Here is a 12,333-nt window from a genome sequence, read left to right as displayed (position 1 = left end):
ATGCAAAAAATTATTGCGCGCTTAAAAATTTGTGTGCCTTTGCTACTGCTATGCTTTGGCACCTGCACATTATTCGCCCAAACTAAAACGGGCAAACATTTTTCAAATACTAAAGGGGTAACCAAGGGTAAAACCTGGTTTGTAAACCCCCAAACCGGGGATGATAAAAACACGGGTACCGGTAAGCAACAAGCCTGGAAAACCTTTGTACCCGTTAACCGCCTGCAACTTTCGGCAGGTGATGTGGTGGAGGTTTTGGCAGGAGGGGAGTTCAGGCAGTCGTTAGTAATAAAGGGGAAGGGCAATAAGCAAGCGCCCGTAACTGTAAAACTTGCACCCGGCAGGTATGATATCTTTCCGGATGACGCGGTAAAAAAGCAGCTGCATATTTCAAACACAAACGATAAACCTTACGAGCCCAAAGCCATAGCGCTATTTTTTGATAACTGCCGTTATGTGCAGGTGCAGGGTACCGGGGCTAATATTGTGCTGCATGGCAAAATGCTTGAAACGCTGGTTGACCATTGCGATAATATCAGCATTACCGGCTTAAGCTTTGATTATAACCGGCCTACAGTATCTGAATTACAGGTTACTAATGTAGGTGATGGTTATGCCGATGTTACCATTCATCCCGATTCGAAATTTAGTATTAAAGACAGCCTGATCACCTGGATAGGCGATGGCTGGAGCTATCAGCCCGATGGTTACTGGCAGGTGCTTAACCCGCAGAGCAATGATCTGCAACGTATGGATATGCCTATGAAAGAGCTTCGTTTTGTGGCAGGTGGAGGACGTAATGCGCGCATCTATTTCAAAAATAATCCCGGTTTTGCAAAGGGGAATATCTACCAAAACCGTGATGTAACGCGGGATTGTGCAGGTGTGTTTATGCGCTACAGTAGCAATATCAAGCTGAATAATATCCGCATTTATTTTATGCACGGGATGGGTGTGGTAAGCCAGTATTGCCGTAACATTAATATGGACAAGGTAGTGGTAAAACCTGCTGAAAATTCCGGGCGTACCTGCGCTGCCTGGGCAGATATATTGCACTTTTCGGGATGCAGCGGTAAGATAGAAGTGGCCAACTCGTACCTGTCGGCAGCTAATGATGATGCTGTTAATGTGCATGGCACCCATCTGAAAATAACAAAAATACTTGCGCCCAACCAGGTACAGGTTAAGTTTATGCACGGACAAACATTTGGTTTTGAAGCCTTCGCCGCTAAAGACAGTGTGAGTTTTATTAACCCGGAAAGCCTGTTGATTGTTGAAGACAATGTTGTTGCTGTTGCGAAACAACTTAACGATAAAGAGTTTCTACTCACGTTTAAAAAGCCACTATTAGGTAAAGTAAAAGATGGGTTGGTGGTAGAAAATACTACAGCTACACCGCAGGTTTGGATACATCATACCACGGTAACCCGCATACCTACACGCGGCGTACTCACTACCACAAGGCGCAAAGTGCTGATTGAACATAATACCTTCGAGCAAACCCACATGAGCCCCATTTTTATTAGTGATGATGCATCAAGCTGGTTTGAATCGGGTATGGTTACCAATGTAACTATCAGTCATAATAACTTTAACCTCTGCGGTGGCCCGGTTATTTTTATTCACCCCGAAAATACGGTTAATGGCCCTGAACCTGTACACGCTTATATAAACGTAACGAACAACACCTTTCAACTAAAGGATAAAGAACTGTTTGCCGCTAAAAGTACTACTCATATAACTATAGCCAACAATACTATTAAAGTGGCTAATGCTGTCGATATAAGTGATCTTTTAAAGTTGGTGGATTGCAGTAACGTGGCAATTAGCGGAAACAAACTGATCAATAAATAAGCTTATTTCATAGTTTACAGCAAACAATAATGGCAAGGTGTTAAGCCCTTGCCATTTCTATTTTAAAGATATTGGTGTATCAATAAATAACTAAAGTATTTACAACAGTTGCAGTAGCAAGCGCAACCGGGACTTTATCATACCAGCCTTTAATTGATAACGGCAAGTCGTCGTGGTTAGGTTTAGCTGTTTTACTATCGCGCAGTACGTACCAAAACGATATGTCTTTCAGTATAGAGTCCTTTACTTTTAGTTCGTCGGGTTTTTTGCCGGTGAGCAATATCAGCTTGTTATCCTTACCAATCACTATTAACGATACCCTGGTTAAGAAACTGTAACAGGTAGCGTTATCCGGGTTTATCAGCAGGTAATTAATGTTATGGAATTTCTCTTTACTGATACGTGCGCCCCATTTGGCTTTGAATACCAGTACACCGTTATCAATGTGTGCCGGTGTGCCGCCTAAAATGATCTGGTCGCAACCCAGTTGATATGCTCTTTGAATAGCTTGCCAGTAAAGCGCGGCCACCGCTCCTGAATGCACCAGCGCCGAATCGCCGTTTAGCCATCCCATTTGCGATAGCGTGTACTTGCCATCGTTAAGCAGTGTAAGCATTGAGGCCACACATACATCGTTATGGCATATGTTGATGAACTCGGATCCCTTTTGCCTTAGCTGGTCTTTAAGCGCGTTTATTTGGGTAATGTAAGCGCCCGTATCATGCCTTAGCTGCATGGCAGGCAGGTGGTAGTTATGGAAAAAGGTTTCAACCCAGTTGATATCGGTCGACAGGGCATGCGTATAACCTTCACGTTTAATGCGGCTAAGATCTGAACGGGCAGATTTTGGCAGCGCGTTGCGGTACTCGTCAAACGTTGCAGGTAACGGAATAATGAGCCAAACCAGGTCGGGTACCATCAGGGTATCCTCAACGGGTACTTTCAGCAGCATCTTTTCTGTGACAACAACCAGCCCGGTATTGCTAAGCAACTCTTTTTGTGTAGCGATGCTATTTGAGAAATACTTCCGGATAAGGCTGAAATTTTGCGAGCCTAAATATTGTTTTACATAAGGCCTGCCATGCCCCAATTCGCCTATTACCGCAAATGAGGATTGCTTATTCTGCGGATCGGAAAACAGGCCGTAAAAGTAGCGTATATAAACACGTACGGCTTTTTGTTTGATTTTATTGAGGATGGATATAAGCATTGGTTCTTCAACGTGATAAAGTGAATGTTTTAAATTAGGTCTCTTTTTAAGGGAGACTGAAATTGTCATTAACTTAATATGCCGGCATAACCGTTGCGTTAAAAGCAGCCCTATAAGCATGCCATTAACAAACAGTATGTTAACATATACGTGGTATTTAAAAACGGTCAGTTAAAAAAGGTTGCAGACGTGGGGACTGTCGATTAACCTTTTTAACACATTTACAACCAATAAACTACCTGCCGCCGAGATGCTTTATCTTAGGATCGCTTGTTGCATTAGCGCCGGTATTTTCGAGCAGGTGGGTGTATTTGATCAACAGATCGATATACTTATCTTTCCACTTTTCGTCTTCACGATGATCTGTTGGTTGTTTCGCCTGCGTGCGTTGTTTAAGATCTTCAGCAGCAAATAATCCCGGAAATTCTTCCGCGAAATCATAATTCAACGTTACCGCAATGCGGTAAATGACGGGTTCGCTCAACTGTTCCTGTTTGAACCAATTGTAAATGGTTCTACGGTCAACACTTAAGCTCCTGGCTAAATCACTTATATTGATGCCGGTCTTTCTTACAAAGTTTTCAACTAATTTTCCGCGGTGTTTGTTCATGGTTGTAGGTGAAGAAAGTTTGCAACAATCAGGCCAATTTGTTTATGCAAAGCGTTTTACAACGTTTGGTTGTGTGTCTGCTTTGCATTATCTACTGGTTAATATACATAATTTATCCGAAAATAGAAATGGGGAACGTTTGTAGTGAAACAATTTACACAAAGTGTGAAAAATATTACTCATTTCCCGCAATTTTTCTCGTTTGGATTAACTGATCGATTAATTTGTGTGGTGTAACATCTATTCATCGGTTTCCGAAAAGGAAATACACAAATCAGCTGTAAGAAAATTTTATCTTTTGCGCCATAAAGTTAACATGCTTCCTTTCGCTAAACGATAGCTATGTTTTCCACATCCGGATGCTTAGCGCTTAACCCGTTATATAATATACCGGTGTTTTTAATCCGATGTATCTGTTCGGTTTTTTCCGCCTCCTGATAGGCAGAAGGCACCCATTCGGGCCTGATCTGTTTGTTGCTCATCGTAACTGTTTCTTTATCATGATAAATTTAAACAATAGGGTCTGCTTTTAAACCATAGTATTAGCATAAAACGTGTTTTTTAATTACAACAAACGGTTGTAAAAACGGGGATAATACCACGCAAAACAGGTGAAATCACTACCGGTAAAATAATGGCCGAGTTTTAATATTGTATAAGTAAAAACAACGCTCTCTCATGAAAAAATTTGTAATTGAACGCCACTTACCGGGTGCCGGTAAGTTAAGCAGCGAAGAACTTGCAGGCATCACCCAAACATCATGCGCCGTGGTTGATGGCTTAGGCAAACCTTACCACTGGGTGCAATCATTCGTTACCGACGATAAGATATATTGTATACACATAGCCGAAAGCGAAGAGGTAGTACGCGAACACGCTGCTAAAGGCAACTTCCCGGTTACGTCGGTTGCCGAGGTAAAGGCGGTTATTGACCCTACAACAGGCAACTGGTAGGAGATATAAAAGCAAAAGCCGCTATCGGGTAGCGGCTTTTGCTGAACGTGGAATTTATGATTTCCAGATCTTGAATGTATTTGCATACCGGTTGCCCGTATCCCTGATCAGTATCAGCAGGTCGTCCTGCCGTGAGGGAAAGTAGGCCTCAATGATTTGTTGAATACGCTGCAGCAAAAGCCCCAGGCGTGTTTCAAAATCGGTTGAGGGAATGCTTATTTCTATCTGTATTCCACGTATGGTAATTGTGTATAATTCTTTAAGTTCGGTTTTCAGTAAACTGGCAACCTTACGCTGTAACTTTTTCATTTTTTGATAAAAGCGCATTGGTTAATTAATATGTGCAGAAGAACTGGTGTTATTATTCGGCTATTTCAACATCATCAAGTGTGATAAAGCGAGCAATGCCCAGGTAATCAACCCATATACTCGACCAGCCACAACCGTCGTAACCTAAAAAGGTCATGTGGGGTTCGTCTTCGCGGAAGCCTTCAAATCCTCTGCCTATGTACAATAACCTTGTTTGAACTGTTAAATGGTGCTTACTCATCCTGTTTTTCTGTTAAATGATTCATAAATTGTGTACTGTAGCCATTAAAATGTTTCCGTGCTATGCCGCTGTTCATTTAAAGCAGGTAGATTGATGCTTCAAATTTTAATGCGGCGCAGGAATGATCTTTAATTGGCGGTACTACCAGAACCCGTGAAAAGGATAGAGCATTAAACGGTTTGCCGACCGTATGTACGTATCAGTTAAATTAATTTTAACATCAACGCTAACGGGGTAAACTTTTAAAGAAGGGGTGCCAACCGGTACTAACAAAACAAAAGGTTCTGTTACCCGGTGTATAGAATTACTTAAAGGGCAAATGATCTGAACATCCAGTTCCTGATCGCTTTGCGGGTTCAGGATGGCTTGTCGGTACGCGTCGGCTTTCAGGTTGATAACGGCACGCAGTGGTATAGCGCATGCTATTGAAGCTATGCTCAGGAAAACTATCAGTAAAAGAAATTTACCCGGCTTTAAACGCATATAAACAAATATACATGTAAAGCGATAGTTTTACTCCTTTTAGTACTAATGCTTTGTAAAAAAAAAGTTACAAGACGCTTTTTCTTTTAAAGCGCCTCATTGCTAACCTAATGCCTCATTTAACGCTATAATGGCCGTTTTAAATGATTCGCGCGAGATGAGGAACTGAATGTTAACCTTGCGCAACGCAAAACCGGCGCTTATAATGTTAATATTATTTTGAGCCATGGCATTCGCGCTTTTAGCCAGTAAGCCGGGCTGATCCATATTGCTGCCCAGCAGGCAAACCATAGCCACGTTATCTACCGTTATTTTTTCAAAGGCAGCTTCCAGGTCGGTGATCAGTTCCTGCTTAAAATCGGCCTCCCATATCACTATAGAAATGCTGTTGGCGCTGGTAGCCTTAAAGGTGTAGCTAATTTTATGCTGAAAGAAAAGCTGCATGATCTGCAAATCGCTACCCACATTGCCTACCATCAATGGGTCGTACACATCGATCAGCATCAGTTTATCAATCCCGGTGATCACTTCCACACGTTTTTGTTCCGATACGTATTCGCGGGTGATGAGTGTACCCGGATGTGCCGGTTCAAAGGTGTTTTTAATACGCAGGTTAATGCCGTTTATTTCTAATGGTTTTGATGCCTTCGGATGTATGGCCTCCATACCTACGTCGGCCAGTTGATCGGCAATGTCGTAATTGGTATAACCCACGGGTTTGCAATTTTCGATACCTACAATACCCGGATCGGCGGTTGACAGGTGGTACTCTTTATGAATAATGGCTTCCTGTGGTTTTAATATCTCGGCAATCTTGCTGAAAGTTACTTCCGAATAGCCGCGGTCAAACTCGCGCATAATGCCCTCGGTACCTTTGGTATAACCGGTAACAATGCATATACACTGCTCCAGGTCTATGGTTGAAAAAGCTTCCTTAATACGCTGGTCGATGGTGAAAGGGCGCTGATCGTCAAACCCGCTCAGGTCAATTAACCGTGTATTGATGCCTCGGCTTTGCAGAATATTGGTGAGGTTAAATGCCGAATGTGTTTCGCCAATAGAGGCTAATATTTCTCTCGCGGCCAGTAAGATACCTTCGCGGCTTACATAGCCCGAAGCCAGTATGTTGGCCAGGTTTTCGAGGTAAGTTTGCGCTACCTGTATATGTTTTTCAATAAAAGTATCAGCGGCGTTTAAATCAAGGCCGAGGTATACATATTGTTGATTAATGGCTTTCAGGCGCACCACCAGTTCCTGCAAAGGGGCATGGAAATCTTCGTGTTTGGCTATGCGATGATAAACGCCCGGTTCGGCGGTCTTCTTATTTTCCAGCAACATATTGGTTACGCCCGAAAAAGCCGATACCACAAAAACGCGGTTATATAATTGCTTGCCGGTACGCTCGTAAAGTACAATGTTATTAATTACCTGTTCAAGTGCACTCATCGAAGTGCCGCCTATCTTTTCAACTGTCAACATCTTTTATTGCTTTGGAAGGGCCGAAGCTATAAATTTTTCAATAAAATTTAACGGATTTTATGATGTTATCAGCTTACAGCTATACTTATAATGCTTTAAAGAACTGATAGTGTATCGGCCTATAACAAACGAGGCATAAGCATGTTAATGTTTTTTGGAGTAGATTACTATTTTTACATACCGGTTAAAATATACCTATGAAAGCTTTTTTTAGTTCGCTGGCCTTATGTGTGCTGGCTTTAGCCATGATCTTCTTTAAAAACCCGAAGGATAAGGCTGTTGCCCCAGCCCCGCGACCCAATATTATTGTAATTATGGCCGATGATATGGGCTTTTCGGATATTGGTTGCTATGGCGGCGAAATACCCACGCCTAATATTGATGAGCTTGCAGGCAAGGGGGTAAGGCTATCGCAATTTTATAATAATGCGCGGTGCTGCCCCACGAGGGCCAGCTTGTTAACCGGTTTGCACCCGCACCAGGCAGGAGTAGGCCGTATGGCCGAAGACCCGGAAAGTGTTGACGCGCATAATGAAGGCGTTGATGGTTACCGCGGTTACATCAGTAAAAACACGGTCACCATTGCTGAGATATTGAAGTCGGCAGGATATCATACCTATATGTCGGGCAAATGGCATGTGGGTATGCACGGTAAAGAGAAGTGGCCTATGCAGCGCGGCTTTGAAAAATTTTACGGTATATTATGCGGCGGATCGAGCTATCTGCATCCTTTTCCGCCACGAGGTATAACAACAGGTAATGGCGATATGCAGTATGATTTCCCCGAGGGGTATTATACAACCGATGCCTTTACTACACAGGCAATAAGCTTTATTAATGATCAGGCCGATGCCAAACCCTTCTTTATGTACCTCGCGTATAACGCGCCGCATTGGCCTTTGCAAGCTAAAAAGGAAGATATAGCGCTGTTTGCCAATAAATACAATATCGGTTGGGATTCGGTACGGCACGAACGTTTACGTAAACAGCTCGAAATGGGGCTTACCAAACCCGAATGGGGGCTTGCCCAACGCGAAATGCGCCCCTGGAATGAGCTTACCAAAAAAGAACAGGAAAATGTAGCCTACCGCATGGCCGTTTACGCCGCGCAAGTATACAGTATGGATCAAAACATTGGTAAGCTCATCAGTACACTGAAAGCTAAAAAACAGTTTGATAATACGTTGATCGTTTTCCTGTCGGATAACGGCGCTTGTGCCGAGCCGTACAAAGAACTTGGCGGCGGCCCGATGGCGGAGGTGAATGACCCGCTGAAGTTTTGGGCGGTATCGTATGGTACGGGCTGGGCCAATGTATCAAACACTCCCTTTAAAAAATGGAAGAATCAGGCTTATGAAGGTGGCCTGGCCGCGCCGTTTATCGCCTGTTGGCCAAATGGCATAAAAGCGCAGGCCGGTAAATGGAGCAATACGCCATATCATGTTATTGATATGATGCCCACCTTTATAGAACTGGCCGGGGCAAAATATCCTAAAACATATAATGGCAATACCATTATCCCTAACGAGGGTATTAGCATGTTGCAGGCCTTTAAAACAGGTAGCGGTAAAACACACGATTATTTTTATTGGGAACATGAAGAAAACTGCGCCGTAAGGCACGGTAACTGGAAAGGAGTAAAGCGTCTGCCTAACGGAAGATGGGAGTTATACGATTTGGAACATGACCGCACCGAACGCAATAATATTGCGCAGCAGTATCCTGATGTGGTGAAAGATCTCGATGAAAAATGGCAAACCTGGGCCGATACACATAAGGTGTTCCCAAAAGGGACAGATTATTATAAATCGAAATAGGTGCGTTACGCGAAAATGCGGTTATTAAGGTTATTGGTGGTGATGAGCAAATATGCAGGTCGCCCGCCATCACCTTTTAAGGGTACAATATCCAGCTGCCACCAGCTCTCGGTAAATTCGCCGGCATCAACAGATGGAATGTTGTAGTAAAAGGGTTCGGTAATGACTATTTCGTTGGTTTCTACAGCCTTTAACAATGCTTTAAATAAGGTGTTAACGCCGTCGCCGCCTTTGTCGGGATTAAAGGCTTCCCACAGGTACCAGCCGGTAATATCGCGATGATGGGTGTAGGTAGCATGCTTGTAAGCTTCGTTATAGGCCAGAATAGTAAAGTTTGGTATATCCGCACGCAAAATGATCCTCGGTAAGGTGGTATCAAATAGGGCGGATATCTCAAGTTCTTTAAAGTTCATGTGGCGCGAACTTGTATACGGTGACAAATTAAAAATTGATTTGTTCAGCACTCGTTCATTTTGTTCACAGGGTTGAGTGGGATTTATTATATAAATTTTCTATAAAATACACTTAACAGCCACTGTTATTTTGTAAAATGCAGACAGTTGAGGAAGGTTTATGGCATGCTATGCTATAAATTGCAACCGCTTTATCCCAATTATATCCTGATGAATAAACTATTACTTACTATTTTGTTTTCCTGCCTTGCAGGATTAAACTGTTTCGCGCAGTTAGGCGTAACCCAGTTACGTACCGAAAATCAAAAAGATCCGCTTGGTATTGACGCCAAAACACCACGCTTTAGCTGGCAGGTATTGGCCGGTAATAAACGCAACGTATTGCAAACCGCCTACGAAATAAAGGCCGGTGGCGTACAGGGTGGCAAAACACTTTGGCAAAGCGGAAAAGTTACTGCCGATCAATCATTATATATACCATACCAGGGTACCGACCTCAAAGCGGGCGAACAATATTACTGGCAGGTAAGGATTTGGGATAACAACGGTCGTGTTTCGCCATGGAGCGCTAAGGCTACCTGGCGTATGGGCCTGCTTACACCTGCCGACTGGAAAGCCAAATGGATAGGGCCGGGTTATGCCGGCGATGTGGTGGGCAAACCAAGTCCGCTAATGCGTAAAAGCATTTCGCTTACCAAAAAGGTTAAAAGCGCGGTAGCTTACGTAACTTCGCACGGTTTTTACGAAGCTCAGATCAACGGTAAAAAAGTAGGCGATGCTTATTTAACCCCGGGCTGGACAAGCTATAACAAACGCCTGCAATACCAGGTTTACGATGTTACCAATATGCTGTTGCCAGGTGAAAACGCCATTGGTGCCGAATTGGGTAGCGGCTGGTACCGTAGTCCTCTTGGGCCAGGTAACCCAAGCCCCAATCATTATGGTACGGATGTGGCTTTGTTGTTTCAGTTAGAGGTTAACTATACCGATGGCAGCCACGACACCATTATATCAGACGAAAGCTGGAAATCATCAACCGCGGAAGTGCGCTATGCCGAAATTTACAATGGCGCTAACATTGATGCCCGCCTTGCCAAACCGGGTTGGGCTAAAGCGAAGTTTAACGATGCAGGCTGGGATGCAGTAAAGGTGCAGGATTACAGCAAAGATCGCCTGATTGCTACCTATAATGAGCCTGTAAGAAAGCACGCCGTTTTTAATCCAGTAAAGCTAATCACTACCCCGAAAGGTGAAAAGGTGATTGATTTTGGGCAAAACGTGGTAGGCTGGGTGCAGTTTAAAATTACCGGGAAAGCCGGCGATTCTATCAAAATATCACACAATGAAGTACTTGACAAGGCCGGTAATTTTTACACCGAAAACTTAAGGGCTGCAAGGGCGCAAAATATCTACGTACTAAAAGGCGGCGGCGAAGAGTTCTTCGAGCCGAAATTTACCTGGCAGGGTTTCAGGTATATAAAGGTAGAGGGTATAGCAGGGAGCTTGGATACCAGTAAGTTTAGAGCGGTGGCATTATATTCGGATATGGAACCTACCGGTACGTTCACCTGCTCAAACCCCTTGCTGAACCAATTGCAGCATAATATTCAATGGGGGCAAAAAGGTAACTTTTTAGATGTGCCTACCGATTGCCCGCAGCGCGACGAACGCCTGGGATGGACCGGCGACGCGCAGGTATTTTCACGTACGGCCTCGTTCAATATGGATGTACATAACTTTTTTGCCAAGTGGCTGAAGGATGTATCTGCCGATCAGTTTAAAAGCGGTAGTATTCCGTTTGTAGTGCCCGATGTGTTTTCGGGCGGAAACAACGAAGTTGGCGGCAGTACCGGCTGGGGCGATGTGGCTACCATAGTACCGTGGAATATGTACCTGGCTTACGGCGATAAGCAGATATTACAGGATCAGTACGCGGGTATGAAAGCCTGGGTTGGTTTTATGAAGAACCAGGCTAAAAACGATCTTTGGAATACCACTAACCACTTTGGCGACTGGCTATTTTACAGTATAAATAACGATGTGGACGGTAGTTCGGCCATAACCAGTAAAGCGCTTATAGCACAATGTTTTTATGCGCATTCAACGCAATTATTGATCAACGCGGCTGCGGTTTTAGGTAATAAAGAAGATGAAACTTTTTATACCGCTTTGCTGGCGAAAATAAAGGCTGCCTACATAAACGAATATGTTACCGGCAGCGGGTTGATCTCATCTGATACGCAAACGGCTTATGCCCTTGCTTTGCAGTTTGATATGCTGCCCGAGAACCTGCGCCAGCAGGCTGCCGACAGGTTGGCTTCAAATATTGGCCGTTATGGCGATCACTTAACCACAGGTTTTTTAGGTACCCCGTATTTATGCCATGTGCTAAGTCGTTTTGGGCATACCGATGTGGCTTTTAAACTATTACTGCAAGAAACCTATCCATCGTGGTTATACCCGGTAAAAATGGGTGCTACCACTATTTGGGAACGTTGGGACGGTATTAAACCCGATGGCACTTTTCAGGATGCGTCAATGAACTCGTATAATCACTATGCTTACGGTGCCATTGGCGATTGGATGTACCGTGTTATAGCAGGCGTTGATACTAAAACTGAAGCGCCGGGTTATAAAAATATCACTATAAAACCAACAGTAGGGGGTAACCTTACCTATGCCAATCTGGATTATACCACCATGTACGGCAAGCTAATATCCAACTGGAAAGTACAGGGCGATAAATTTTCGCTGGATGTGGTGATACCCGCCAACACGACAGCAACCGTTTATTTCCCGGATAGTAAGGGCGCGATATTGGATGGAAAACTCCCGGTACTGAACGATAAAAACATAAAGGCAGGCACTGATGTACCCGGCTTTAAGGTGTTCAACATAGGTTCGGGCAGTTATCACTTTAACAGCGAGAAAGCTAAATAATATACAAATCTAACCTGCACAAG

At 43.8% G+C, this 12,333-nt stretch carries 12 protein-coding genes; 4 read left to right on the top strand and 8 right to left on the bottom strand.

Annotated elements, in window-relative coordinates; all coding sequences use genetic code 11:
• Entirely contained in the window at window positions 1-1,854 is a 1,854-nt protein-coding gene (locus tag ABD894_RS11660) for a right-handed parallel beta-helix repeat-containing protein (RefSeq protein WP_345211208.1), read from the top strand.
• 79 nt (window positions 1,855-1,933) lie between these two features.
• Here ABD894_RS11660 and ABD894_RS11655 read toward each other — a convergent pair whose 3' ends face one another.
• The 3 genes from ABD894_RS11655 to ABD894_RS11645 form a co-directional block, all read right to left on the bottom strand.
• Window positions 1,934-3,064 carry a hypothetical protein gene (locus ABD894_RS11655; RefSeq protein ID WP_345211207.1) on the bottom strand — a complete coding sequence of 377 codons (1,131 nt, stop codon included), beginning with the start codon at window positions 3,062-3,064 and terminating at the stop codon, window positions 1,934-1,936.
• 235 nt (window positions 3,065-3,299) lie between these two features.
• A complete protein-coding gene (locus ABD894_RS11650; RefSeq protein ID WP_345211206.1) occupies window positions 3,300-3,674 on the bottom strand; it encodes a hypothetical protein in 375 nt (124 codons plus the stop codon).
• Between the two features lie 329 nt (window positions 3,675-4,003).
• On the bottom strand, window positions 4,004-4,156 hold the full coding sequence (locus ABD894_RS11645) for a hypothetical protein (protein ID WP_345211205.1): 153 nt from the start codon (window positions 4,154-4,156) through the stop codon (window positions 4,004-4,006).
• Between the two features lie 196 nt (window positions 4,157-4,352).
• Between ABD894_RS11645 and ABD894_RS11640 the strand changes: the two genes are divergently transcribed.
• Window positions 4,353-4,628, top strand: coding sequence for a DUF4242 domain-containing protein (locus tag ABD894_RS11640; protein ID WP_345211204.1), 276 nt, complete (start codon window positions 4,353-4,355; stop codon window positions 4,626-4,628).
• A gap of 54 nt (window positions 4,629-4,682) precedes the next feature.
• Here ABD894_RS11640 and ABD894_RS11635 read toward each other — a convergent pair whose 3' ends face one another.
• From ABD894_RS11635 to ABD894_RS11620, 4 genes are all read right to left on the bottom strand, one after another.
• Window positions 4,683-4,937, bottom strand: a complete 255-nt coding sequence (locus ABD894_RS11635) for a hypothetical protein (RefSeq protein ID WP_345211203.1) — start codon at window positions 4,935-4,937, stop codon at window positions 4,683-4,685.
• Between the two features lie 52 nt (window positions 4,938-4,989).
• The gene (locus tag ABD894_RS11630) at window positions 4,990-5,178 is read right to left on the bottom strand and encodes a hypothetical protein (RefSeq protein WP_345211202.1); all 189 of its coding nucleotides are present in this window, start codon (window positions 5,176-5,178) and stop codon (window positions 4,990-4,992) included.
• Between the two features lie 141 nt (window positions 5,179-5,319).
• Window positions 5,320-5,661: a hypothetical protein gene (locus tag ABD894_RS11625; protein WP_345211201.1), complete on the bottom strand. Its 342-nt coding sequence runs from the start codon at window positions 5,659-5,661 to the stop codon at window positions 5,320-5,322.
• Between the two features lie 102 nt (window positions 5,662-5,763).
• Window positions 5,764-7,140: an aspartate kinase gene (locus tag ABD894_RS11620; protein ID WP_345211200.1), complete on the bottom strand. Its 1,377-nt coding sequence runs from the start codon at window positions 7,138-7,140 to the stop codon at window positions 5,764-5,766.
• Window positions 7,141-7,337: 197 nt separating this feature from the next.
• On the opposite strand from ABD894_RS11620, the gene ABD894_RS11615 reads away from it, so the two are divergent.
• Window positions 7,338-8,957 carry an arylsulfatase gene (locus ABD894_RS11615; RefSeq protein ID WP_345211199.1) on the top strand — a complete coding sequence of 540 codons (1,620 nt, stop codon included), beginning with the start codon at window positions 7,338-7,340 and terminating at the stop codon, window positions 8,955-8,957.
• Window positions 8,958-8,962: 5 nt separating this feature from the next.
• On the opposite strand, the gene ABD894_RS11610 is transcribed toward ABD894_RS11615, so the two are convergent.
• Entirely contained in the window at window positions 8,963-9,397 is a 435-nt protein-coding gene (locus ABD894_RS11610) for a PAS domain-containing protein (RefSeq protein ID WP_345211198.1), read from the bottom strand.
• Between the two features lie 183 nt (window positions 9,398-9,580).
• Between ABD894_RS11610 and ABD894_RS11605 the strand changes: the two genes are divergently transcribed.
• Window positions 9,581-12,310, top strand: a complete 2,730-nt coding sequence (locus ABD894_RS11605; RefSeq protein WP_345211197.1) for a family 78 glycoside hydrolase catalytic domain — start codon at window positions 9,581-9,583, stop codon at window positions 12,308-12,310.
• Window positions 12,311-12,333: the final 23 nt, after the last annotated feature.

The organism is Mucilaginibacter gynuensis (assembly GCF_039541195.1).
Lineage (GTDB): Bacteria > Bacteroidota > Bacteroidia > Sphingobacteriales > Sphingobacteriaceae > Mucilaginibacter > Mucilaginibacter gynuensis.
This window is presented reverse-complemented; position numbering and strand designations above follow the sequence as displayed.